This is a genomic window from Chryseobacterium gambrini, assembly GCF_027920505.1.
Taxonomy (GTDB): Bacteria; Bacteroidota; Bacteroidia; order Flavobacteriales; family Weeksellaceae; genus Chryseobacterium; species Chryseobacterium gambrini.
Window position 1 is genome coordinate 777850 of the sequence record NZ_CP115857.1, and the last position, 25737, is coordinate 803586.

A 25737-nucleotide genomic window follows, 5' to 3' on the forward strand; every position below is an offset into this window, starting at 1 on the left:
TCCAACCTCACATACACTAAGCTCCTCCAATCTCCTTCCCCTCCCCGCTCTTTACCTTATCCACATGTAGCTTGGCGAGCATTCTTTTGATGATATATTCATCGGCTTTCTGCTGTCCTTCGAAGATTAATTTGCCATCTTCGCAGATCTCAGAAATATATTTGTATAAGCCGTCGTACAGCTCTTTTTGGGTACCGATGATTCCTGCTACTTTTTTCATTAACTGGGTCTGCTCATCGGCTTTTGCGGCAATAGCCAGTTGAAAATCCTGTAAATCCTGAGGTATCGTACTTTTCATTCCTTTATCCTGTAAAAGCGTAAGATGGGCATTGACCAAAGAAATAAGATCTGTAAGTTTACTGCCGACTCCTTCGAAATTACGCTTCTTAATATCCGTCAGAATCTGTGTGGTGAGGTTAGTGGGAATTCCTGCTCTTTCAATGCGTATTCTTAAACTTTTAAGAGGTTTTTTCAGATCTTCTCCTAACAGATACAGAGCCTGTGTAGCCTGTTTCTGCTGCACCAGAGCTGTATTACTGGCTTCTTTCTGCTCTACTTCTGTAATTTTCGACTGAAAAGCATCTTTATATGCCTGCGTATAATTATGATCTTCCTCTGCAAAAAGCAAAAGATCCCTGCTGAAACTGGCGATAAGGTCTTTTGCCAGCGGAAGATATTCTTCCTGTTTGATATACATGGTTATTTGTTTTTAATTTAATACTAATATAATAATTTTTATTACAAATTCAATATATAGTTAAACATATTTTTCAATAATGATATTTATTTCACTTTTTCAGTATATCTCCAAATCATTGAAAACTAAGCAATAATAGTATCTGACAAAGAGAATCATCCTTACTCATGGTAAGCAAATAAAAAATATGGATTAGAAAAAATCTGTTCTTCATGGGATTAAAAATTAGCAAGCGTTTTCTAACAGAGAGCCTTCGCCAAGCTCAGGATCACCTCGAATACCAACCGCAATGTTTAAACATCGTCAGCCTGAGTATGTTGAAGCGTTTATTAGTAAAAGAGATAAGTTAATTATTTATTGAATATCTTGTAAACTAGAGTGAATGAGATTTTTCATCAGGTCAAAACCTTTGGTTTGCAAAGTAATTGTTTGGAGACTCCGGACAAAATGCCTGCACACAAAGGTCAACAGGGTTTTTCGTCCATCAAAATGCTGTTCTCTGTGGGATGAATTGCGTTTACCTTTAAGCTGAAATCTATTTCAGAAGGATCAATCTGTTTTTACGCTTGGAAAACTGCTGTTTTCTGTAGAGACAATGCCTTTTATCCTCCGCTGAAACTTATTCCAATTCGATGGGATTATACGGAAGAGGAGGAGATTTTACAGCGATCTGGCTGCCATCTTCGTTATACGCTTTTCCATGAAAAAAGCCGGGATTGTCATGATATGTTTGCAATGCTTTTCTAAACTGCCCTCGGGTTATATGAAGAATTCTTTTTTCATTTCTCAGATAGACTGCATTTATCTTTTTATCCATTGCAATGGCTGTAAAATGAAAATTATTGTCGCTGTCTTCCAATTCTAAAATTAAACCGGGAAGATTCTGAAAAATATAAGGACCGTTGTTAATGGGAATTTCTTTGCAATACCATGCTGCATATTTTCTTCCCCGATACTTCGTAGTGGCTTTATGGCATACATACCCAAGGATTTCTCTGGTCTCGTTTTCAAGTTTCCAATCGAGAGCGGGCTGTTTTTCTTCATATTGGTACGTAATATTTGTTTTATCCTGTACCGTAATGTTATTTTCCTGAAAATTTTTAATTAAAATACTTCTCCATTTTTCCGCTAAATTAAGGGACTGGCCTAATTCTTTAGCTCCTATTTTCTCCAAATGACTGTATTTTTCCATTAAAGAATCTTTGCGCAATACATTAAAATCTGAAAATTTAGAAAATTTCTTTCCTATCTGCAAAACACAGGTTGTTTCCAGCTTTTTCTTTTTGGGATCTTTAACAAATTCTGCTTTATAGTAAATATTCTGATAACTGCTGTCAATAACCATGGCTTCATAAGAATCAGGTTTCATAGAAAAATTTCCGCTTACGGAAATCTGGGCATGGGAGAAAAAACTTAAGAATAAAAACAGGTGCTTTAATAAATGATGAGGGTGAAACATTGGTGATCTGGTTTAGAAATTTACTGTGTTAAAATATATATTGAATTTATGATTCGGCTCAATGGCTGCAATTAACAATTCATCATTGTTTTTATTTGATGGGATTAAAGACAGAAATTGGCTGAACTTTTATTAAAAAAATAACTCTGTTCTTTTACACAACCACAAAAATAACAAAAAGATGAGTTAAACTTTTGTTCAAAATACTGATTATAAAAGAAAAAGATCACGATAGCTTAAAAAAAGCTCCAATTTTAATTTTTGTAAAACTTAAATATTCTCACAATCACTTCTCATACCTGCTTTTTAAATTTTATTTTCACTTATTGATTATCAATCCCTCTTAATCCTTTCTCAAATGTTAATTATTTTTTAAATTTGCACCCTATGATGAAACCTGTTGGAAAATTAATTGTTATCGGAGGTGCTGTAAACAAAGGAAGTTTTGCAGAAACCGATTTTGATCAAAGTGTAGAAAAAAACCTGAATTTTTTTGAGAGGGGAATTCTTCGAAAGATTATTAATGAATCTAAATTGAAAGAGAATTCCGTTATTGAGATTATCACCACTGCCTCTCAGATTCCGCAAATTGTAGGTTCCGAATATAAAAAAGCCTTCGAGTTTTTAGGCGCTAAAAATGTAAACATCCTTGATATTCATAACCGTGAGGAAGCGAATTCTGATGCTATTGTTGCGAGAGCCAATGCTGCAGATGTGGTGATGTTTACAGGTGGAGATCAGCTGAGACTGACTTCAATTCTTGGCGGAACAAGGTTTCACGATACCATTTTACTGAAATATCAGGAACAGGATTTCATCTACTCAGGAACTTCTGCCGGAGCCGCTGCGGCATCGGAGAATATGATTTATCAGGGAAGCAGTTCCGAAGCTTTGCTGAAAGGAGAAATTAAAACGACTCAGGGTTTGGGACTGATTGATAATGTGATTATCGATACGCATTTCGTACAGAGAGGAAGAATCGGAAGACTTTTTCAGGCGGTGGTAAACAATCCGAGAACTCTGGGAATCGGTCTGGGAGAAGATACCGGATTGTTCATCCACAATGATGTGATGACGGCGGTAGGTTCGGGACTGGTGATTCTGGTGGACGGAAGGTTTATTAAAGACACCAATCTTACCAATATTAATCTTGGAGAGCCTATTTCTATTGATAATTTAACGGTTCACGTAATGTCGATGAACGATCATTATGATCTTACGACTAAAGCGCTGACGATTGAGAACTCTCAGTTTAATCCGATCCCGCAGGAAAAATAGAAAGGGAATGGTAAATGGTGAATTGTTCCTGTGACAATTTTAGATATTTACAACGAACTTTTTTAAATAAAATATTCTTGTTGGAAAACGCAAAGACGCAAGATTTTTATTCGTCTCAAATCTTTAAGGCGCAGGAAAATCCAAGGTTTTCAATAAGGATTGATGCTTAATTTTATCGTGGATAGAAAGAATCTCAAGACTTGTTATATAAATGAGATTCGTGACCAGTGAAAAGCACAGTGAACCATTGAAATATGCAGGAAAATCTTAGCCCCGATAGAAACGGCATCCTTTTGGGTTGCGGACGGAGCGAAGCGGAGTCCGTAACCCAAAAGATACAGTGGATAGCGGGAGTAAGCTCCAAATAAAATATAAACGACATCAGAATACAATGAAAATAATCATCCACGGCGGATTTTTCTCGGAAAGCGACCAGAGCCACGAAGTAAAAACAGCCAAACAGAATTCATTAAAAAGCATTGCTCAGAAAGCATTCGATTATTTAAAATCCAACTCGGCATTTGATACGGCTGCGTACGCTGTTTCTTTGCTGGAAGATGATGAGCTGTACAATGCAGGAATCGGTTCGCAGATCCAGAGTGATGGCGTAATCAGGATGAGTGCAGCGATTATGGATGGAGCAACGCAGAAATTAAGCGGTGTTATCAATATTCAGGATGTGAAGAATCCTGTTTTTGTGGCGAAAGAGCTGATGAAAGAAGACGACCGGGTTTTAGGAGGAAGCGGTGCAAAAAATTATGCTACAGAACATGGTTTCGAGAATTTTTCAACTGAAATTCCGCAAAGGAGAAAAGAATATGAAGCGAAACTTGAAAATGGCGGAAAAGGAACGGTAGGCTGTGTAGCGATTGATAAGGACGGAAAATTAGCCGTTGCCACTTCTACCGGAGGAAAAGGTTTTGAAATCCCGGGAAGGATATCCGATTCGGCTACTGTTGCCGGAAATTATGCGAATTCTTTCTGTGCGGTAAGCTGTACCGGAGTTGGTGAAGATATTGTAAGCAATGCCACCGCAACGAAAATTGTAACCCGGGTTACCGATGGCATGACGATAGAAGAAGCGTTTACAAAAACTTTCGACGAATTAAAAACCATCGATGGCTTTGCAGGCGCGATTGCTATTGATAAAAACGGAAATATATACCATCAGGATTCTTATCCCACTATGGTTTTTGCAAGTTTTGACGGAGAAAATTATGAAGTTTTCAATTAAATTTAACATTATTTTATAAGTCTGTTTATTTTTTTGGCACACATTTTACATGATTACTGACATCAAACTTTAATATTAACTTAAAAAAATAGAAATCATGGGAAATAAGACAAAAGGCTTATTAGCGTTATTAGGATTAGGAGCACTTGCATACTGGAAATACAAAAATTCTTCTGAAGAAGATAAGCAAATAGTGAAAGATAAGATCAACACTGCAAAAGACAACCTAAACAAATGGGGAAATGATCTTAAAGATAAAGCCAACAACGTTGCTTCGCAGGTAAAAGATAAAGCAAACGACGTAGCTTCTCAGGCTCAGGATAAAGCGGAAGATCTTAAGAATAAGGCTCAGGAAGCGGTAAGCTAGACTATAAATAGTTTATTTTAACATTCATATATACAGGAAAGTCATCGTAGTTTTTATTACGATGACTTTTTTTGTGCTTCAATGGCAAAAACCAAAGGAATTTTATTTCCGAACTGAGGAATTCTCCATTTTCCTTTTTCAAATTCTTCAACGTGCCTGAAACATGGATATGGCGACCAGTCGAATTCCTGAAACTTTTTGATCTGAAGATCCTCATTAATTAAATTCTGAAAAACTTCCGCCAGAGAATGGTTCCACATCACATACTCCTGAACGATATCTGCGGACTGATCTGCATAAGTTCCTTCATAGGTTTCCACAATCGGTTTTTCGTTGAAATAGTTGTATTGTACGCCTTTAAAATCGTCATCGTACATCCAGACTACAGGATGAAATTCTGCCATTACAAATTTCCCTTCCGGTTTCAGAAAACGGGTAATAATTTTTGCCCACTCTCCTAAATCGGGAAGCCAGCCGATTGTTCCGTAACTTGTAAAAACAATATCGAATTTCTGATCGAGAACATCGGGAAGACTGTACAGATCTGTGCAGAGAAATTCTGTATCGGTTCCTGCTTTCTGAGCCAGATCTTTTGCTGCTGCAATGGCTTTATCCGACAGATCAATTCCCGTAACTTTCGCGCCCATTCTTGACAGCGAAATAGAATCCTGCCCGAAATGACACTGCAAATGAAGAATAGTTTTACCTTTTACATCTCCTAAAAGATCTAATTCAATCGAATTTAACGAAGTTCTTCCCTGCAAAAATTCATCTACAAAATAGAAATCGGATTTGAGATGAGGTTCTACTTTGGCATTCCATGAATTTTTATTGATTTCTAAATAATTTTCCATTGTTTTTAGTTTTATTTATAAATCTGTTTAAACTTTTTTACCGCAAAAGATGCAAAAGATTTAAATACTTGAGTTATTTAAGTTTAATACCTAAATAGAAAAAAGAGAACATAAGTTAAAAAAAATCAAAGATTTTTTTTCTTTGCAGACTTTTGAAATACTTTACATAAATCCACTAAAGTCTTTTGTCTCTTTTGCGGTTAATTCTGAAATTAGTTTAAAACAGTTTTCTTAATCAGCTTTAAAATATTAAAATTACCAACCCTGAATCACATAGTTTTTAACCAAAAGCTTTCTTTCAGGCTGTGAAGCATCTTCCGGCTTAAACCACACTTCCACCCTGCTTCCGTAATAATCTCCCCAATCTCCCTCCTGTACGTTAAACTGTTTACTCAGAGGGAATTCTTTCAGTTCATCACTAGGATTTTCCACTTTCACTTTAGTATCTTTTGCGATTTCTTTTTCAGATAAAATTCTGTTGGTGGTAAGATCAAACATTTTCAGATAAACAGTTCCTTTTTCAATTTTATTAAGGAAAACCTGATATTTATAGGTTCCGGGCTGATTATAATCATAGAGGATCACTTCCGGTTTATCGACTTTAAATAATGGTTTTTCGTCACTAAAAGATAGTTTTAAAGGCATATCTACTTTCACATTATTGGGGTTGTAAATATCTCCTTTGTATTCTTTGTAAGGACTTTTTGGAAGCAGAACCGTAAAGAAAACAGCCGTAATAAACATAAACACGACCGAAAGAACAACCTGTACAAGACCTTCTTTGAATCTTTTCTTAAAAATTTTTGATATTCCTAAAATAATATACCCCAAAGCAACCATTATCGGCGTTATGAAGCACAAATTCCAGATAATCTTGTTTACCGGCAAAATAAGCATCCATATCCAGCAAAAAATACCGACACATGAAATAAAAAACGGCGCAGACCATTTTCCGTTGAATATTTTAAAAAAAATTGCTTTTATCATAGTTTTTCTAATAGTTTTTTCTTTTGTGATGTAAATTCTTCCTCTGTTAAAATACCGTTTTCTCTCAGTTGTCCTAATTTTTCGAGCTGTTCCAGAACGCTTTCGGAAACAGTATTCTGCTCCGGAGATAAGGCTTTGGAAGCTTCTTCTTTGTTGTATATTTTACTGATGAAATGGTAAAAATCTTCAGCATAATCTTTATTGAAGAACGATTCAAACTCAACCGTTTTTTCTTTTGTATGAATTCTGATGTTCGGCGACACAAAGTTTTTTACGAAGCTTACTTCAAGAATATTATCATTGAGAAATTCATTCACTTTTGCCGGAGAAAACATCGCTTTGGAAACCGAAATGATTCTTTTGGGCGTAACGAGCAAAATTCCCGCATCCGTAGTTTTGGCGAACTGAGCGTCTATAATCGCTAAAATTTTCTCATCCAGATCAAGAATATACGGAAGTTCTTTAATTTCTCCTTTTGTAAACAGAGAAAGATTGGCTCTCAAACTTTCCAGTTGCTTTTTTATCTCTTTCAGTCTTTTTTTATAAAGATCTTTTGACAACACATTATGCTCTGAATCTGCTACTGAAGGTAAATTTTCGTCAATATTTTCCTGAACGGTTTTCTCTTGAGCAATTTCTCCGTTATGGAGGAGATTTTCAAGATCTTTTAAGCTGAAGCGATGAAGATCCGAAAGCAGTTCTTCGTTCATCGCACTCGCTTTTTCAAGGCATGAATTACAGATGATATTTCCGTCAGACAGTTTATTTTCGCCCAACATCGTGTCGATTGAAGTCAGTTCTTTTCCACACAACCCGCAATGATTGTTCATTGTAAATAATTATTTTTGATTTAATCCGTTTAGCTTTTTGATCTGATCATACATAGACAAAAGATATAAATGAATTTGAAGATCACATCATCTTAAAAAATCTTTGATCTCTATCTTTTAAAAACAATTTCTCAATTTCTTTTGCTGTCAAATTTTAAAATCAGTCTTCTAAACGGACATTCTGAATATTAAAGTCGGTCTAATAATTTTTTCTTCTGTTCTGTAAATTCCTGATCCGTCAGAACGCCCATTTCCCGAAGTTTTCCAAGTTTTTCCAACTGTTCAAAAATAACTTCAGGTGCTTCTTTTGGTATACCGGAATTTTGCTGTACCGGATTTGAATCGGCAGGCTTTTGAAAAGGGTTCTCAGAAACCGGCATATTGTACAAATTAAAAGACGAAGACTGAATTTGTTGTTGTTGTTGTTGTTGTTGTTGTTGTTGTGAAGCAGACTGACTGATCGTACCATTCAGATATTGATTAACCGCATTGCAGAAATTCTTTCCGTCATTTTTATTATGAAGCTTAAATTCAGCCACGGAACCGTTCTTAGAGAAAATTTTCAGGGTTGAATACAAAAGGCTTTCCACATGATCTACAGAACGGATATTTTCGAAGAGATATTCGTCTTTCTGTACATTTCCAAAAAGTTTTTTATCAATAAAAACAACTCTTCTCTGCGTAGAAAATAAAAGTCCTTCTACTTTTGCAGGTATGGTAAGACCTTCTGCAATAGCGGTTAACTTTTCATTATTTTCTAAAATATGAACGAGTTCCTTTACTTCACTGTTTACAAAGATGCTTAACCTCGCATTCAGGGCAACAATCTGATCCTGAATATCATCAAGTCTGGTCACTGTTCCTCCAAATCCAAAAGACGGTGTTTCGGGACTCTGAAAGTTTGAAGTCTGTGACGATCCAAAATTTTCAGTTTCGCCAATTTTTCCCTGCAAAATAATCCCCCTGATTTCGGGCAGGAAAAACTGCTGCAGATTATTGACAACATCCTTATTGATATTGGAAGCCTCATTCAGGCATTTGTTACACAGAATATGATTGTCCGCCAGTTTATTTTCGCCCAAAAGCGTATCCATAGATGTTAAAGGCGTTCCGCACAATCCACAAATATTGTTCATTTGGTTTTCATGTTTAAAAGTTTAAAAAAAGCATAAAACAATTTATGATTTTCTAAAATACAAATTTGTAATTAAATCGTACCAACTGAAAATAAAAAAGCATCAGGATTAATGATGCTTTTTAGTTTTCTGATTTTATTTTTATCCCAAAAACTCTTCTAGAGAAACCGTTTTCTGTTCTCCTGCTTCAAGGTCTTTATATGTTACCGTTACGTTTTTAATTTCTTCTTCGCCTAAGAATACGAGATTTTTAATCCCTTTTTTCTCAGCATAGGTGAACTGTTTACCGATCTTTGCCGCTTCGGGATACATTTCTGCGGAAATTCCTTTTTCTCTCAATTGTCTGATCAGTTTTAAGGCTTCTACCGTTTCATTTCCTCCGAAATTGGCAAAAAGAAATTCTACTTTAGAGGTAGCTTCTTCAGGGAAAAGTCCGAGTTCTTCCATCACGAGATAAATTCTGTCCAGACCAAAAGAAATCCCGATTCCCGGAATATTTTTAACGCCGAAAACTTCTGTAAGATTGTCGTATCTTCCGCCGCCGCCGATGGAACCCATCTGAACTTCATCTGCTTTTACTTCGAAAATCGCTCCGGTGTAATAATCCAGACCTCTTGCCAAAGTAATGTCAAAAACAAGATTCTGAATATCAACTCCAAGATTTAAAGATTGTGTAATCACAAATTCAAGCTCTTCTACTCCTTTCAGTCCTGCTTCATTTCCTGTGAACTTTTCTTTTAACTGAAGAAGATTTTCCAGCGCATCATCCGACTGGTTGAAAAGGAAATCTAGTTTGTCAATCGATTCCTGAGCAATTCCTCTTTCCAGTAATTCTTTTACAACACCGTCTTTTCCGATTTTGTCTAATTTATCCAAAGCTACCGTGAAATCTATTAATTTATCGGTAATTCCAGCAAATTCTGCCAATCCGGAAAGAATCTTACGGTTGTTGATATGAATGGTTACAGAAACCCCAAGCTCCGCGAAAGATTTCAGATACAACTGAACCAGATCTACTTCCTGCAAAAGACTCTCGCTTCCTACAACATCCGCATCGCACTGGTAAAACTCTCTGAATCTTCCTTTTTGAGGGCGATCCGCTCTCCAAACCGGTTGAATCTGATACCTTTTAAAAGGAAAAGTAAGCTGATTATGATTCATTGCCACAAATCTTGCAAAAGGTACCGTAAGATCGTAACGAAGTGCTTTATCAGAAATTTGAGAAGTCAGTTTTTGATGATTCTTATTTTCCCAATCTTCCTGATTTACTTTAGAAGTGTAATCTCCCGAATTTAAAATTTTAAAAATCAAACGATCTCCTTCTTCCCCGTATTTTCCCGTTAATGTTGAAAGATTTTCAAAGCTCGGTGTTTCCAGTGGCTGGAATCCGAATAACTCGAAGTTTTTCTGTAAAGTGTTGATGATGTATCTTCTTCTTGCAACTTCCAGTGCCGTAAAATCTCTCGTCCCTTTTGCTAAACTTGGCTTCATTTTATAATGGATAAATGATATTAATATATATAATCTGCAAAAATAAGGAATTGAAAGGACTTTTACTACAAATAAGCTTGTTTAAGCTTTATTAATAAATAATGCTAAACCTAACAGGTTTTTAAAAACCTGTTAGGCTTGAAAAGACTAAAAAACATATGAAAATCAATTTTTTAAATTTTATTTTTTAAAGAAATTTCTTTCATATACTCAAAACCTATATCTGTTTCACAAAACCAAAAAGATCAGATACTTTCTAATATTTCCAAAATTTCTTCACCGTAATTTTCTATTTTGTGTTTTCCGAAACCTTTGATATCACGCAATTCCTCTTTTTTTGCAGGCTTATATTTGGCTACAGACATCAGTTCTTTATTGGAAGCGATAAAATAGCTTGGTAAGTTCTGTTCTTTTGCTTTTTCGGAACGCCAGTATTTCAGTGCTTCCAGTATTTTTAATTCATCACTATTTAAGGCTTCATCTTCTGCGGAGTATTTTGCCGTTTTAGAATCTTTTACTACATTTTGCTGAACGATTTTCAGTTCATCAAAATACAGAACAACCGACCAGTATTTTTCGTCCTGAACGAAAGCGGTTTCTACTTTTATGATATCGTGCGATTCCAGAAATGCTTCCAGTGTTTTTTGATCTTTTTCAAGATGTCTGTCATCCAGTCCTATTTTAAAAACTTTTATTTTCATGGCTTGTGATTTTTAGATTATTTTCCTCCCAACAAAAGAATTTCATCTACACGAATTTCTGTAATGTATCTTTTTACACCATCTTTATCATCATACGATCTGTAAGTAAGCTTTCCTTCCACCGCAATTTCTTTTCCTTTCGGAACGTATTTCTGGAATATTTCAGCCGTTTTTCCGAAAGCTACCAGATTGTGCCATTGTGTTTCTTCTACTTTTTCACCTTTTGCGTTGGTGTAATGATCTGTCGTTGCAAGAGAAACGGCTGCTTTTACATTTCCGTTTTCGAAGCTGATGATTTCTACTTCTTTTCCTGTAAATCCGATTAGGGTAACTTTGTTTCTTAGTGACATAACTTTATTTTTTTTAGATTTAACATTCAGATAAGAGACGTTATCTTTTTCTCAAATCTCTGTGGCAAAGGTTGCTGAATTTCAGAACCGGAGTCGGTAGAAAACTATTTAAATTCGTTTGTAGTCGTTTGCAAACGGATAATTTTGTATCTTTGAAATGCTATGAAGAAGACAATAAAAAGAACATTTCGGGTTTCAAAATATGTAATATACAAAGAGACACTTGTAGATTACAAAGAGCATTTCTGGTCGTTTTTGGGAGCATTTTTCGGAATCGGAATGATTGCTTTCATCCAGTCACACACTTTGTCGGCTACAGAAAATATCTTTTTAATCGGTTCTTTCGGAGCTTCAAGCGTTTTAATTTACGGAGCCATTCAAAGTCCTCTTGCGCAACCGAGAAATTTAATCGGAGGACACGTTCTGTCAGCTTTAGTGGGAGTTACAGTCTATAAAATCGTTCCGGATATTATCTGGCTTTCTGCGCCTCTGGCTGTTGCTTTTTCCATCGTTTTAATGCAATACACGAAAACGCTGCATCCGCCCGGCGGAGCGACTGCACTGATTGCGGTAAGTTCGACTGGGAAAATTCCGGAACTGGGATATTGGTATGTTCTTTCTCCTGTTCTTTCAGGATGCATTATTCTATTAATTATTGCTTTAATTTTCAATAATATCACTTCGAACAGAAGTTATCCGAATCATAACAGGTTTAAATACCTACCGAAGAAAAAACACAAACATCCACACAAAATGAAAAAAGTATGAATTGTCTCGAATGCGGCGAAAAAATTATCGGCAGATCCGACAAAAAATTCTGTAATGATGCCTGCCGAAACGCCTACAATAACAAACAGAACAAGGATTCCAGCAATCTGATGCGGAACATCAATAACAAGCTCCGCAAAAACTACAGAATTCTGACGGAAGTAAATACCGACGGAAAAACAAAAGTTGCAAAATCCAAGCTTGATGGCTTAGGTTTTGATTTCGATTATATAACAAATCTGAAAGTTTATAAAAACGGATCTGAATATAAATTTATTTACGATTACGGCTATAAACTTCTGGAGGATGATTTTGTTCTGATCGTAAAAAATCAGGCTTAGAAACAACAAAGATTTTTAACATGAAAGAAACTGTTCTTATTACAGGTGCAAACGGATTGGTTGCCAAAGAATTATCTAAAAAACTTGAAAAAGAGTATACTGTCCGTTTTCTTACGCGAAAAAAACAGAACAGCAACGAGTTTGAATGGGACATCAGAAAAGGAATAATCGACGAAACAGCTTTCGATAACGTTTCACACATTATTCATCTTGCGGGAGCCAATATTTCGGAAAAGCGATGGACCGATGAAAGAAAAAAAGAACTGATTTCCAGTCGTGTAGATTCTGCAGGTTTGCTTTTAAAAACTCTGCAAAAAAATAATATCAGATTAAAATCCTTCATTTCTGCTTCCGGAATCAATTATTACGGAACCAAAACAACGGAAAAAATTTTTACTGAAAATGATGGCCCGGGAAATGATTTTTTAAGTGAAGTGGTAGTTCTGTGGGAAAAAGCTGCGGATGATTTTAAGGAACAAAATGTTGCTGAAAGAGTCTTGAAAATCCGTACTGCAGTGGTGCTTTCGAAAAAAGACGGTGCTTTAAAAAAAATGCTTCCGCCTGTAAAAATGGGCATTGGCTCGCCTATCGGAACGGGAAAACAATATATGCCGTGGATTCATATTAATGATATTTGTTCGATTTACGAATTTGCTTTAAAAAATGCTGAACTGGATGGAGCATTCAATGCGAATTCGCCGCAACATACAACGAATGAAAATCTGACAAAAAAAATGGCGGAAGTTCTTCACAAGCCTTTATTTATGCCCAATGTTCCCGCTTTTGTTTTAAAACTGATGTTCGGAGAACTTTCTGAGGCTTTGCTGGAAGGTTCGAGAGCTTCATCGGAAAAAATTCAGAAAGCAGGTTTTCAGTTTGAATTTCCGGATCTGAAAGATGCTTTAAAAAATTTATTACAATAAGTCTGTTTAAACTTTTATTTAACCGCAAAAGTCACAAAAGATGAACTAAACTTTTATTTAAAGTTGATCATTACAAATCAAAAAGGGCACAATAGTTTTTAAAAATCTTTGATTTTTATTCTTTTGAGCACTTTGGTTATTATAGAAATCGCTTTAACATTGTATTTTGTACATTTTGTGGTTAATTCTTAAATAGTTTAAACAAGTTTAATAGAAAATATCAGAAGTAAAAAAATTATGAAAACTATATTCTCACTAAGTCTTTCTTTGCTGCTGTCCATGAATGTTTTGGGGCAGAAAACTGAAAAGGCAGGACCGAAAGACAAAGCGGTAACCGAACATTTTAAAAACGATTACAAGAAAAAAAATTACAGAAAATTTGCCGGAAACATTGTTTTGCAGGACAATACAGCAAAATTCGATGATAAAACGATTTTCTTTGATCAATCTGATAAAATTACTGAAATGATGCTTAAAGAAGGATTGGTTTATCCTCAGCTTTTGACAGAATTTCAGGTGGATAAATTTGAAAACGAAGACAGCGACAGAACGCAGAAAAGATTTGCCAAACTTCAAAAAAACTGGAAAGATTCTTTCGAAGTCAATAATATTAAACTGAGTGGTGGTTCTGAACTGAGTTTTTTAAGTACCGATGAAAAAGTTAAGCGTTTTAAAGTGGTCTGCAAAGATCCGAAGTTTCCGAATCTGATGATCTATTATTTTGAATTAACGGATAAAAATGCTACAAAAGATACACCCATTCAGGATTTTATTAAAAATTCTAAACTGACGCATATTTTCCAGAGAACGGAGTAAAAAGGATGACTAATAACCATAATATCAATGCAAAAGCATTCTTCAGAAAATATTTTTTGATAATTATTTTTATTATCATTCTTTTGTTGCAGGATTTTTTTCTCAAACCCTTTGTAAAAGATCTGTATTTAAACGACGATATAAAAAATTTCAAAGAGTTTTCATGGAAATACACGGTTTTTATTTTTACTATTCTTGCCGGAATCATTATTTTCGTTTCAAGGAAAAGCATTACGCTTTCGGCTGTGCCTTTAATTTTATTGGGTTTAATGATATTCGGAAGCGGATTTTATTTCGGATTCCATTCTTTGGTGGATAATGCTTTGCTTTTAATCAATTCAAAAACGAAGAATACGGAAATCAATAAAACTTACGAAGTAATTCATGATAAAGAAAAGAAAGTTTTTTGGCTGAATAATGAAAATTATATTCATGATAAAGAGGATCTTCAAAAAATTAACCACTATAGAGTTTCAAAAGGTTTAAAATCTATTTTTGATCTTCAGAATAATGACACGGTAAAAGTAACGTTTAATAAAGGATGGTTTGATGTAAATTATCTCGAAAAATAATTACGCTCTGAAAATGTATAATGCGACCAGAAGAAATAGAAATATAGGAACCGAAAATCAAGGTTTCAGTCAAAATAATAAATTGAAAATTTCAACACCTAACGGAACATTAAAGTCTTTTTACGAAAGAATTGGTAAGCATGAAAAAGAATCTAAAATAATAAATGGACACGAATTTTTATTTATCATTGAAGAGCTTCGCGAAAACTGTTATCACTCCTGTTCTGTTTCTGATCTTGAAAAGATAATCGAAAATATTCCTAAAGAAGATTACGGAGATTTAAAGTTTATTGTTTTACGCCAACCGAAAAGAAAGGAGGAAATAATATCGCCGGTTTGGGGAAGACTTGTTTACAGCTTTGAGTACGAAAACGAATATTTTCCGGCGATAATTTTAGACTCAATAGATTTAAACAAAAAGTTAATATGGTCTAAAAAACAAAGCATCGAAGATCAGAAAGAATTTGAAAGATTAAAAGGAGACGGACATATTTTTACACAAAATAAGAGAAGTTTTATTTCTCAGTTAAATTTAGAGCCTTCAAGAAATACCCAATTGTACAGAACTCTACTGCATGAATTCGGGCATTATGTTCATTACTTAGAAGTTGTGAAAAGACCTTTTGAAAGTGATGAAGATTATGAGGCAAAAGAAATTCGCGATGATTACTACTCAGCTTTATCTAAAGTTGAAAAAGAAACTTTTGCGCACCAGTATGCTGATCGACTGAAGAAAAAATTAACTGAAGAAAAAATAATTCCTTTTAATAGTCTTTAATAATTGCAATTCAAACATGAAAATAAAAAATATAGATCACCTCGTTTTAACAGTTGCAGACATTGAAAAAACGGTAGATTTTTACACCTCTATTCTTGGTTTTGAAGTGGTGACGTTTGGAGAAAACAGAAAAGCACTGACTTTTGGAAATCAGAAAATCAATCTTCATCAAAAAGGAAAAGAATTTGAACCGAAAGCTGAATATCCCACTTGTGGTTCTGCGGATCTTTGTTTTATTTCCGAAACCGATATTCATGAAGTTTTACAGGAACTAAAGGAAAAGAATATTGAGATCATCGAAGGAATTGTTGAAAGAACCGGAGCTTTGGGAAAAATACAATCGGTTTATTTCAGAGATCCGGATTTAAATTTGATTGAGATAAGCAACTACAGCTCATTGTAAAATACATTCTCGAAAAAATCCAAATAACTGTTCATTCAGAATAATTTTCTGAATTACTTAAAAAATAAACATATAATTCCTACATTTGTTTAGAAAACAGTTCTTTTACATACTTCATCAAACGGAAAAGGTTTTACGTAAAGTAGATTAATAGGGAATCGTGTGAAAATCACGAGCTGTCGCGCAACTGTAAGTAATACTCTAAAGGTTTTTATCCACGTATATCCACTGTGCAAACGGGAAGGATGATAAAAGCTGTTACAAGTCAGGAGACCTGCCTGTTCCGAATTGACAATGCTCTCGCGGTTTGGAGTTTTTTTGGTCAGACAGATGATACTTTTTTGAACGTAGCAATCTAAATTTTAATTTGATTTTAATTGCAAAGTTTTTAATATTAATTTATTACTTTAAGAATGAAAAAATATTCGCCAACCATCAATACAGCAGTTGTTTTTTGCATCTGCTTCAGAAGATACGGTTAAAAAATTTTTCATCTTATTGCTGAGAAAAAAGCTTTGTGCAAAACGATAAAATTTCAGAGCATTCTCTTATGTAAAGGGAAAATTGCGTCCTTACTGTATCTTTACCTCTCCATTCTATTTCCTTATACAAAAGCATTGCGAAGCATCAGAAGAACTTTTATACACATTAATTATTGTTTAATTTAAAAGTTTTAAAGAAAATGCAAACGCACATTCTTGGCTATCCGCGTATTGGTAGCAACCGAGAACTCAAAAAAGCCTGCGAGCAGTATTGGTCGGGCAAAATCACTTTAGACGAATTGCTGGACGTCGGGAAAAATATCCGACAAAACAATTGGAAGCTTCAGCAGGAAGCAGGAATTGATCTTATTCCGTGTAATGATTTCTCTTTTTACGATCAGATTTTGGATATGACGTTAACTTTAGGCGCTATTCCTGAACGTTATGAAGAGATTGCTCTTAAAAAATCTGAAACGGATCTCTATTTTGCCATGGCAAGAGGCTTTCAGAAAGAAGGCCTGGACATTACTGCAATGGAAATGACAAAATGGTTTGATACCAATTATCATTTCATTGTTCCGGAATTCCATAAAAATCAGGAATTTAAGCTGTTCTCCCGTAAAATCATCAACGAATTTTTGGATGCTAAACAAGTGGGAATAAATGCAAAACTTATGATCATAGGTTTGTTAACCTATATTCTGCTTGGGAAAGAAAAGGAGGAAGGTTTCAATAAGCTGGAGCTGACTCAGAAAATTCTTCCTGTTTATATTCAGATTCTTAAAGAGCTTGAAACTCACGGAGCAGAATACATCCAGTTTGATGAACCATTTTTAGCATTAGATCTGGATGAAAAATCAAAAGAAACTTACAGTCTGATTTATACCGAAATAAGAAAACAGTTTCCTCATCTGAAAATCATTGTAGCTACTTATTTTGAAGGTTTAAGAGATAATCTTTCTCTGGCTGTTTCTCTTCCTGTAAATGTGCTGCATCTCGATCTGGTTCGTTGTCCGGAACAGTTGGAGGAAGTTTTAAAAGTAATTCCGGAAACATTGCATCTTTCATTAGGCGTAATTGACGGAAGAAATATATGGAAAAATGATTTCGAAAAATCTCTACGCCTCATTAGACAGGCAACAGATAAAATAGGTTCGGAAAGAATTTTAATTGCTCCTTCCTGCTCATTGCTTCACAGCCCTTCTGATCTTGATCTGGAGAACAACGAAAGTGTTTTATCCTCCGAAATTAAACAATGGATGGCTTTTGCTAAACAGAAAGTCTCTGAAACGGTTACCCTGAAAAAATTAGCCGCAGAAAATCCGGATTATTCCACACTCCTGCTTTTAGCTGAAAATAAAAAAGCCATTGGAAAGCCGCAAAACATCACCTCTAATTCATAACAGCGAAGTGAAGGATCGTGTAGATGTAACTACCGAGGAAGATGCTAAAAGAAACAAACCTTTCAGCATCCGAAAAATTTCTCAAAAGGATATTCTCAACCTTCCTTTATTCCCCACAACTACAATTGGCTCATTTCCACAGACGAAAGAAGTTAGAAACTGGAGGGCAAAATTTAAAAAGGGTGAACTGAATGCCAAACAATACGATGATGTGTACAGACCGAATCCGATGACGGTTTACTGGTCTGAATATGCGCAATCTTTAACGAAAAAATGGGTGAAAGGAATGTTAACGGGACCAGTAACTATTCTTCAATGGTCTTTTGTGCGTGATGATCAGCCGCGATCTTTAACGAGTAAACAAATTGCACTAGCTATTCGCGACGAAGTGAATGATTTGGAAAAAGCAGGAATCAGAATTATCCAGATTGATGAACCTGCAATTCGTGAAGGTCTTCCGTTGAGAAAATCTGACTGGCAGCATTATCTTCAATGGGCAGTGAAAGCTTTCAGAATTTCAGCGAGCGGTGTGGAAGATGCGACGCAGATTCATACACATATGTGCTATTCGGAATTTAATGATATCATTCAGAATATTGCCGATATGGACGCGGATGTTATTACGATTGAATGTTCCAGAAGCCAGATGGAGCTGCTGAATGCTTTTGCTGATTTCAAATATCCGAACGAAATAGGACCGGGAGTTTATGATATTCATTCGCCGAGAGTTCCATCGAAAGAGGAAATGGTAGTATTGCTGAAAAAAGCACAAGCAGTTATTCCAGCACAGCAACTTTGGGTAAATCCCGACTGTGGCTTGAAAACCCGCCATTGGGATGAAACGGAAAAAGCGTTGATTGCAATGGTAGAGGCTTCTAAAGAGGCAAGTAAATTATTTGCTGTACAAACTCATTAGATATTGATATTTTCAGGAGCTTCAGGGCTCCTGTTTTTTATAAAGAATATAACATTTAGAAGAATATTATTTATTTTAGTATTGTAAATTTTTACTATGACAAATGAACACGAACAAAAACTTAATAAGTTATTTAAATTACTAGATGGAAAAACGACTTTTTATGTTCGGGATTATTATAAAGAATTAGCTATCAACCCTGAAAATATTGATGATATAAAGGTCATTGAAAATACAATTAATTTAGGTTTAAGATATGACTATTTTATTCGCAAAGGAGAAGGTTATTACGATATAACAAAATTTGGGTTAGAAGCTATAAAATCTGGAGATCACTCTATCTATCAAAGAAAAATTTTATGGGAATCTAAAAAATGGAATTTAATTACTATAATCATTTCTATCATAGCTTTAATTATAAGTGCAATTCAGCTTTTTAAAGATTCAAATTCATCCGAAATCGAAAACTTAAAAAAAGAACTATCTGAGAACAACAAGCAATTAAAAATTCTGAAAACTCTTATAAAAACAGAGCAATTAAATGTTAAGAATTCTGAAAAGAGAATACAAACTTTAGAAAATAAATAGTAAATGACCACCAAAGAATTCGTAAAAAACTTCTACCAAGAAAAACAAAATATTCTTAATTCATATTTTGATAATCAAGCAGAATATAGAACTCTTGTTTCATTAAAAGTTGAAGAATTAAATTTAAATGAAACTCAAACTGAAAAATTGAAGGATATAATTTCTGATCTTTTGACAAATACTTTTTACACCATCTTACTAGGTTTAGATGGTTCCGCAAGTATTGGAGATTCACAGCAAAGTTTTAAAATATTTGATGAAAATGATAATTTAATTTCTGAAAATGGAGATTTAGAAGGATTAGCCTATGAATATTTTCATGAAAATAAATAATTTTGAAAAGTTTTAATTAATGAAAATGAAAAAAATTATTCTGTTAGTTATTTTAGCAATAAATCAAAATATTTATAGCCAAAATAAACTTTTAAAATCTGATAAATTAACAACTACAGATTCTGTTAAAATAATTGGAATGTATCCTAAGTGGGATAAAAATAAAACTTATGAAAAGTATAATTTTTTAATTACAGATAAAAAAGTAGTTGATTCCCTAATCGAATCTGTTGAATATGGTGACAATACTAAAAATGAATGGGAGCAAAATACTTTTAGTATTATTTTAACTAAAGTAAATAAGGAGGTTAGGAGAGTTTCCATTAGTCCTGCTCTTCATCATGCACATACAAATGGTGAAAGCTATAAGTTTGATGTTTCTATTTTAGAAAAACTAGCAAAAAAATATCCTTTGACTTATAAATGGTATGAAAAGGAATTTAAAGATGAGCAACAATTCAATCAATTTAATTCAGAAATTTTAAAGCAAGAAAAAACTTTGTATGTAAGTAAACCAACGTTTATTTATGAGGGATCTTTTGAATTACAATTTCCTAAAAATGAAAAATTTCTGTACCCAAAAGCAATTGATGACTATTTAAGACCGCAAATTGAAAAAATTGTGAATGGCAAAAAATTTAGCATTTCCTACATAGCAAATGAATTTAATTTAAAAAATAGGGACCAATATACAATGACAATTAATGGTCCTTATACTCTATTCAAAGATTTAAAAGACAAGAACAGCAAAAAAGGAGAATGGATTCCTGCAAAATTCATTGCCGTTATTTATGAAAAAGAACAATAATTTAATTCTGAACAACTTACAAAAGTTCCAATAAAATTCCTTAATTTTGCACCCCGAAATAAGGATCATCCATTATGAAAAAATTAGGCGAATACAGAAAGCTTCTGGAAGTTGATAAAAATGTAACACTGAAGGAATTAAAAACCATCTACAGGAATACGATGAAAGATACTCATCCAGATAAATTCATCAATGATGAAGCAGGAAAGCAGGAAGCGGAAGAAAAAAGCAAATCTGTAATTGAAGCCTATCATTTTCTGGTAAGCATCAATCCGGAAACGCAGGAAAAATACAAAGAAGAATATACTGAAACCATTACGAAATCTAATATTCAGGATTTTTATCTGGAAAAATCGGTTCTTAAAGTGCAGCACCTGAACGGAAATATGTACGAATATCTTGGAGTTCCGAAAAATACCTACATCAAAATGGTGAATTCCGATTCTCCGAGCCGTTTTGCAAGAAGACATATTTACGGAAGTTTTGTGTACAGAAAAGCTTATGAAGCAATGGCGGAATAATCCCCTATTTACAAATAAATAAGAGCTTTCAATTAATTTTGGAAGCTTTTTTTATTTGATTAAATTTTTTTGATTGTCCGTAATTTGTCAGAATAAAAACCTCTGCGATCTCAGTTAAGTTTTAACGCCTCTGCGAACCTTAAAAACAGTTTGTTTATAAAAAGTCTTTGCGTGCTTAGCGTTAAAATCAAGCATTATGATTGATAACAGATAATCAATTAAATTTTAATTTTAACGCAAAAGGGTCGCAAGTCTTTTTTAAATTATTGAACATACTTTTCGATCGTAAAGGCTTTTATTCAGCAAATGAGCAATCATATTTCTTTTCTTTTTTAAGATTGCGTCGTCGCTTCAGAACTACGTTTGCAGGTCTTCAGTCTGTTCGCAATGACATAAAAAAACCGCATCATTACTGATACGGTTTTCGGTTAATTAAGGTGTTATATTAATCTAAATGTTTTGGAGTAAAGCCATCTTCACTTAGTTCTCTGTGCTCATAATCGGCTTTCATTTCAGCTTCATAATCTACTTTTTTATGTTTGCCCATTCTTCTCAGAATTGAATCAAATAAAGAGTAAACTACTGGTACAATAATTAAGGTAAGGAATAGAGACGATGTTAAACCACCGATAACTACCCATGCCAAACCTTTGTTCATTTCCGCTCCTGCTCCTGTTGCCAATGCGATCGGCAACATCCCGAAGATCATCGCAATCGTTGTCATCAGGATCGGACGAAGACGTGCATGATTCGCCTGTACCAGAGCGTCGTGTGTATTGGCTCCGGCTTCTTTTCTGGCATTGGTAAAGTCGACGATCAAAATTGCGTTCTTCGCAACCAGACCAATCAACATGATCATCCCCAACATCGTAAAGATATTCAGTGAATTCGCTGTTAAGGCAAGAATTACCATTACCCCGATCATCGCCAGAGGAATTGAGAATAATACCACGAAAGGATACACAAAACTGTCGTATAATGAAACCATTACCAGATAAACCAATACAATAGCCGCCAATAAAGCGATTCCCAACGTACCGAAACCTTCCTGCTGGTTTTCCATATCTCCACTCCAGATGTAATCTACTCCTACAGGTTTGCTCTTGCTGTCCATGAACTGTTTTGCCCATTCGTTGGCAACGTCTCCTACTGGTCTACCCACTGCTTTAGCTCTTACTTTTACAGAAGGCGATTTGTCTCTACGCTCAAGCAAACTTGGTCCAGATCCCATTTTAACCTCAGCAAACTGACTAAGACGTACCTGTTGTCCCTGAGGATTTGTAAACATTAAGTTTTTAACATCATCAATAGACTGTCTGTTGGCATCTCCGAAACGGATATTGATGTCATATTCATATTCTCCTGCTCTGAATTTCCCGTCTGTATTTCCGTTGAATGCAGTCTGCATCGTCTGTCCTACACTTGAAAGATTCAAGCCTAAAGAAGCCATTTTATCTCTGTCGATATTCACCTGAACTTCAGGATTTCCTGAGTCTGTAGATAATTCTGCATCTACTGCTCCCGGAACTTTTTTCAGCAATTCTAATATTCTCGTTGCTTCTTTTACGGCTGTTGCGTTATCCGGAGCGGTTACCACCATTTCAATCGGTGCATTTTCAGCACCCATGATTCCGATTGGGGCAGTTTTAAATTCTACTCCAGTAAATTTCTCTTCTAAAGCTCTTTTTATTTTCGCAGCTTTAATGTTCGTACTTTCAGAACGTTCAGATTTATCCGTTAAATTTACCTGAACTTCTGACTGATAGGTTGTCGCCTGAGCTCCCCCAAAACCGGTTGACTGCTGTCCTACTGTTGTAATTAAATCTACAACATCTTTGTCATTTCTTAAAAATCGCTCAACATCTAAAGTCAGCTGATTGGTTTTTTCAACGGTTGCATCTTTCGGTAATTCCATCTGAACAAGGAACTGTCCTCTGTCGATCGGCGGGAAGAATTCTCCTCCGATGAATCCGAATGCCACCAACATGAAAGAAGAAATCAGAACGATAAATGTAATCACTACCGTAGAAATTCTTCTCAACGTAGTTTTTAAACACCATTCAAGAATTCCTGTGATCCAATGAGTGAATTTCTCGATTAAACCTTCAAACCAAAGGATGAATTTTTCGAACCAGTTTTTCCCTGTTAAATGCTCAAGCTTACCAAATCTTGAAGACAACCATGGAATAATGGTGAATGAAGCCAATAATGAAAGCAATGTCGCAATAACCACCGTGACGCAGAACTGAGCCAGAATGTTAGCTACCAAACCTGAACTCATGGCAATTGGTAAGAATACTACCACAATTACCAAAGTAATCGCTGCAACGGTAAATCCGATCTCCGAAGCTCCGTCGTAGGCTGCCCTGATTTTGCTTTTCCCCATCTCCATGTGACGGTAAATGTTTTCCAGTACAACGATCGCGTCATCCACAAGAATACCTACCACCAGAGAAAGCCCCAGTAAACTCATTAAGTTAAGCGTATATCCCATTAAGTTCATTCCGATGAACGTTGCCACCAATGAAGCCGGAATGGAAACCATTACGATGAAAGCATTTCTGATGCTGTGAAGGAATAATAACATTACAATTGCCACCAGAATAATCGCTAAGAATAAATCGAAAATTACGTGGTTCGCAGATTCAAGGGTAAAGTCGGTAGTATCGTTTACCACTTTTACTTTTATACCCTGAACTTTGTACGCTTCCTGAACGGTTTCAATGGTTTTCTGAACACTTTCAGATACTGCAACCGCATTGGCATCAGATTGTTTTTTAACCTGCATTAAGATGGTAGGAAACTGATTGAATCTTGCTACTTTCTCCACATCTTTCTGAGAATCGAAAACCGTAGCAATATCAGACAAACGAACCTGCGCTCCGTTTTTATTGGAAACCACAAGATTGTTCATTTCTGCTACAGATTTATACTTTCCGGATAATCTGATGGTAGATTTTGAGGTTCTGGTTTTCAGACTACCTGTCGGGAAATCTAAGTTTGAAGAAAGAATTGCCTGCTGAACATCTCCGATAGAAAGTCCGTAACCCTGCAGTTTTTTCTCGTCAAGATTCACCTGAATTTCTCTTTCCTGTCCACCTACAAGGTCAACCTGAGCAACACCGTTTACACGGGAGAAAATCGGCTCAATTTTTTTATCTAAAAGGTCGTAAAGATCCTTATTGTTTAATTTGTCTGATGAAATACTCATGGTGATGATCGGTAAATCATCCAGAGAGAATTTATTAAGAGACGGTGCATCTACATCATCCGGAAGGTCTGCCAGAATTGCATTTACCTTTCTCTGGGCATCATTCAGAGCATAATCCACATCGGCTCCGTCATTCAGCTGAACCATAATTACGGATAAACTTTCATAGGAAGAAGATTCCACTTTCTTCACATTTTCCAAAGAACCAACGGCATCTTCAATTTTTCGGGTAACGGATGTTTCCACCTCTGCGGGTGAAGCTCCCGGATACACCGTAGAAATGGTTACCATATTGGTTTCAAACTTCGGAATCAATTCGTATCCCATGAGTGTGTAACTCAGGATACCTCCCAACGTAAGGATCGTAAACAATACGATTACCAACGATGGTCTTTTAATCGATATTTCTGCTAACTTCATAAACCTTCTACTTTATGATATTTACTTTAGATCCGTTATCCAGATTGATCTGTCCGCTTGTAACCACCTGTTCTCCTCCATTAAGCCCGCTTAAAACCTGAACTTTATCGCCATATACTTTTCCAACGGTTACTTTGATGAGTTTAGCCACTCCGTTCTGCACAACAAATAATTGTCCGGAGCTTACCCCGTTTACAAAGGCTTCTGCAGGAACGGTTAACATATTCTGCGTTTCTGCTCCGTTGTTTGTTTTAAATGTTGCTGTCGCGTACATACCCGCTTTCAGGTTTCCTCTGTTCTGAACTTCAATTTCAACCGGGAAATTTAAAGAAGCATCACTTTTAGGAGCGATAAATGTAATTCTTCCCACGAATGAATCTTCCGGTAAAACGTTTACTTTAATCGGAACTTCCTGTCCTAACTGAATTTTCCCGATCTGGCTTTCATCAACCAAAACTGAAAGTTTTAAGCTGTTGATGTTTACGATTTCGAAAAGTCCTGTTCCCGGAGCAACCACCATTCCCGGCTCTACCATTTTTTTATTGATGGTTCCGCTGATTCCAGCACGGATGCTTGTATCGTTTACTTTCACACCCTGAGCTCTTAGCGCAGCCTGAGCGTTTTTAAGCTGTAATCTTGAATTATCAAGCTGCTGTTTGGTAACTCCTCCTGTTTTGAAGGCATTTTCGTAACGCTGGTTGTCTGCAATAGCATTCTGCAAATTATTCTGAGCCTGTGTAACATCTACTTCAATGGCATCTCTTTTAATGGTTGCCAATACCTGTCCTGCTCCTACTCTGGAACCTTCTTTTACCAAAACACTTACCACACGTCCTGAAATTTCAGAAGACTGGTTCATTTCCTGTTTTGGAATAAATGTTCCGTTTGCACTGTAATCTGTATCGATATTTTGTCGGGAAACCGTTACAACGTTTACGTTGATCTTATCTACCTGTTTTGCAACTTCTTTTACTTCCTGCGTCTGTTTTTCTTTATTTCCGGCAATCTTGTAAGCCGCCAAACCAACCAGGACAGCTGCTACGATGATATATATTAAAGTTTTTTTCATA

25 protein-coding genes, 1 pseudogene and 1 riboswitch are annotated in these 25737 nt (G+C 35.4%); of the genes and pseudogenes, 15 read left to right on the plus strand and 11 right to left on the minus strand.

The genetic code is table 11. The features are described 5' to 3' along the window. Positions 1–16 precede the first annotated feature (16 nt). Positions 17–697, minus strand: a complete 681-nt coding sequence (locus tag PFY09_RS03455) for a hypothetical protein (protein ID WP_271161410.1) — start codon at positions 695–697, stop codon at positions 17–19. 619 nt (positions 698–1316) lie between these two features. Further along, complete coding sequence (locus PFY09_RS03460; protein WP_271161411.1) at positions 1317–2156, minus strand: GLPGLI family protein; 840 nt, start codon at positions 2154–2156, stop codon at positions 1317–1319. 390 nt (positions 2157–2546) lie between these two features. Here PFY09_RS03460 and PFY09_RS03465 point away from each other — a divergent pair, with 390 nt between their 5' ends. The 3 genes from PFY09_RS03465 (at position 2547) to PFY09_RS03475 (ending at position 5035) form a co-directional block, all read left to right on the plus strand. After that, positions 2547–3434 carry a cyanophycinase gene (locus tag PFY09_RS03465; RefSeq protein ID WP_076390530.1) on the plus strand — a complete coding sequence of 296 codons (888 nt, stop codon included), beginning with the start codon at positions 2547–2549 and terminating at the stop codon, positions 3432–3434. Positions 3435–3825: 391 nt separating this feature from the next. Beyond that, the gene (locus PFY09_RS03470; RefSeq protein WP_271161412.1) at positions 3826–4668 is read left to right on the plus strand and encodes an isoaspartyl peptidase/L-asparaginase; all 843 of its coding nucleotides are present in this window, start codon (positions 3826–3828) and stop codon (positions 4666–4668) included. A 97-nt stretch (positions 4669–4765) separates the two neighbouring features. Next, the gene (locus tag PFY09_RS03475) at positions 4766–5035 is read left to right on the plus strand and encodes a YtxH domain-containing protein (RefSeq protein WP_076390001.1); all 270 of its coding nucleotides are present in this window, start codon (positions 4766–4768) and stop codon (positions 5033–5035) included. Positions 5036–5091: 56 nt separating this feature from the next. Here PFY09_RS03475 and PFY09_RS03480 read toward each other — a convergent pair whose 3' ends face one another. The 7 genes from PFY09_RS03480 to PFY09_RS03510 all read right to left on the minus strand — a co-directional run bounded on the left by PFY09_RS03480 (position 5092) and on the right by PFY09_RS03510 (position 11384). Then, positions 5092–5889, minus strand: coding sequence for a class I SAM-dependent methyltransferase (locus PFY09_RS03480; protein WP_271161413.1), 798 nt, complete (start codon positions 5887–5889; stop codon positions 5092–5094). A 255-nt stretch (positions 5890–6144) separates the two neighbouring features. Further along, positions 6145–6876: a hypothetical protein gene (locus PFY09_RS03485; protein WP_271161414.1), complete on the minus strand. Its 732-nt coding sequence runs from the start codon at positions 6874–6876 to the stop codon at positions 6145–6147. Continuing rightward, positions 6873–7706 (minus strand): PH domain-containing protein, encoded by an 834-nt coding sequence (locus tag PFY09_RS03490; protein ID WP_271161415.1) that lies wholly within the window; start codon positions 7704–7706, stop codon positions 6873–6875. The genes PFY09_RS03485 and PFY09_RS03490 overlap by 4 nt, the downstream gene beginning before the upstream one ends. 188 nt (positions 7707–7894) lie before the next feature. Then, positions 7895–8842, minus strand: coding sequence for a PH domain-containing protein (locus tag PFY09_RS03495; protein ID WP_271161416.1), 948 nt, complete (start codon positions 8840–8842; stop codon positions 7895–7897). 141 nt (positions 8843–8983) lie between these two features. Beyond that, positions 8984–10333, minus strand: coding sequence for a histidine--tRNA ligase (gene hisS / locus PFY09_RS03500; RefSeq protein ID WP_271161417.1), 1350 nt, complete (start codon positions 10331–10333; stop codon positions 8984–8986). A 245-nt stretch (positions 10334–10578) separates the two neighbouring features. After that, positions 10579–11034: an HRDC domain-containing protein gene (locus PFY09_RS03505; RefSeq protein ID WP_108410902.1), complete on the minus strand. Its 456-nt coding sequence runs from the start codon at positions 11032–11034 to the stop codon at positions 10579–10581. 17 nt (positions 11035–11051) lie between these two features. Continuing rightward, complete coding sequence (locus PFY09_RS03510) at positions 11052–11384, minus strand: single-stranded DNA-binding protein (protein ID WP_268054169.1); 333 nt, start codon at positions 11382–11384, stop codon at positions 11052–11054. Between the two features lie 162 nt (positions 11385–11546). On the opposite strand from PFY09_RS03510, the gene PFY09_RS03515 reads away from it, so the two are divergent. From PFY09_RS03515 to PFY09_RS03570, 12 genes and pseudogenes are all read left to right on the plus strand, one after another. After that, positions 11547–12152, plus strand: a complete 606-nt coding sequence (locus PFY09_RS03515) for an HPP family protein (protein ID WP_271161418.1) — start codon at positions 11547–11549, stop codon at positions 12150–12152. Next, positions 12149–12493 (plus strand): hypothetical protein, encoded by a 345-nt coding sequence (locus PFY09_RS03520; protein ID WP_076389985.1) that lies wholly within the window; start codon positions 12149–12151, stop codon positions 12491–12493. The genes PFY09_RS03515 and PFY09_RS03520 overlap by 4 nt, the downstream gene beginning before the upstream one ends. A gap of 20 nt (positions 12494–12513) precedes the next feature. Next, positions 12514–13416, plus strand: coding sequence for a TIGR01777 family oxidoreductase (locus PFY09_RS03525; protein WP_271161419.1), 903 nt, complete (start codon positions 12514–12516; stop codon positions 13414–13416). 237 nt (positions 13417–13653) lie between these two features. Next, positions 13654–14232 carry a hypothetical protein gene (locus tag PFY09_RS03530; RefSeq protein ID WP_271161420.1) on the plus strand — a complete coding sequence of 193 codons (579 nt, stop codon included), beginning with the start codon at positions 13654–13656 and terminating at the stop codon, positions 14230–14232. A 5-nt stretch (positions 14233–14237) separates the two neighbouring features. Beyond that, the gene (locus tag PFY09_RS03535; RefSeq protein WP_271161421.1) at positions 14238–14804 is read left to right on the plus strand and encodes a hypothetical protein; all 567 of its coding nucleotides are present in this window, start codon (positions 14238–14240) and stop codon (positions 14802–14804) included. Positions 14805–14886: 82 nt separating this feature from the next. Then, complete coding sequence (locus tag PFY09_RS03540; protein WP_271161422.1) at positions 14887–15582, plus strand: hypothetical protein; 696 nt, start codon at positions 14887–14889, stop codon at positions 15580–15582. A 16-nt stretch (positions 15583–15598) separates the two neighbouring features. Beyond that, positions 15599–15985: a VOC family protein gene (locus tag PFY09_RS03545; protein WP_271161423.1), complete on the plus strand. Its 387-nt coding sequence runs from the start codon at positions 15599–15601 to the stop codon at positions 15983–15985. A 111-nt stretch (positions 15986–16096) separates the two neighbouring features. Further along, positions 16097–16281: riboswitch (cobalamin riboswitch) on the plus strand. A gap of 386 nt (positions 16282–16667) precedes the next feature. After that, positions 16668–18786 (plus strand): annotated as a pseudogene (locus PFY09_RS03550) (5-methyltetrahydropteroyltriglutamate--homocysteine S-methyltransferase). A gap of 96 nt (positions 18787–18882) precedes the next feature. Further along, a complete protein-coding gene (locus PFY09_RS03555; protein WP_076389973.1) occupies positions 18883–19374 on the plus strand; it encodes a hypothetical protein in 492 nt (163 codons plus the stop codon). A gap of 3 nt (positions 19375–19377) precedes the next feature. After that, positions 19378–19707 (plus strand): hypothetical protein, encoded by a 330-nt coding sequence (locus tag PFY09_RS03560; RefSeq protein WP_271161424.1) that lies wholly within the window; start codon positions 19378–19380, stop codon positions 19705–19707. Between the two features lie 25 nt (positions 19708–19732). Further along, complete coding sequence (locus PFY09_RS03565; RefSeq protein WP_271161425.1) at positions 19733–20515, plus strand: hypothetical protein; 783 nt, start codon at positions 19733–19735, stop codon at positions 20513–20515. A gap of 74 nt (positions 20516–20589) precedes the next feature. Then, positions 20590–21036, plus strand: a complete 447-nt coding sequence (locus PFY09_RS03570) for a KTSC domain-containing protein (protein ID WP_271161426.1) — start codon at positions 20590–20592, stop codon at positions 21034–21036. A gap of 445 nt (positions 21037–21481) precedes the next feature. Here the strand turns inward: PFY09_RS03570 and PFY09_RS03575 are convergent, their stop codons facing one another. Together PFY09_RS03575 and PFY09_RS03580 are read right to left on the minus strand one after the other, a co-directional pair. Beyond that, positions 21482–24667, minus strand: coding sequence for an efflux RND transporter permease subunit (locus PFY09_RS03575; protein WP_256039955.1), 3186 nt, complete (start codon positions 24665–24667; stop codon positions 21482–21484). Positions 24668–24674: 7 nt separating this feature from the next. Continuing rightward, positions 24675–25736 (minus strand): efflux RND transporter periplasmic adaptor subunit, encoded by a 1062-nt coding sequence (locus tag PFY09_RS03580; protein ID WP_076389962.1) that lies wholly within the window; start codon positions 25734–25736, stop codon positions 24675–24677. Position 25737: the final 1 nt, after the last annotated feature.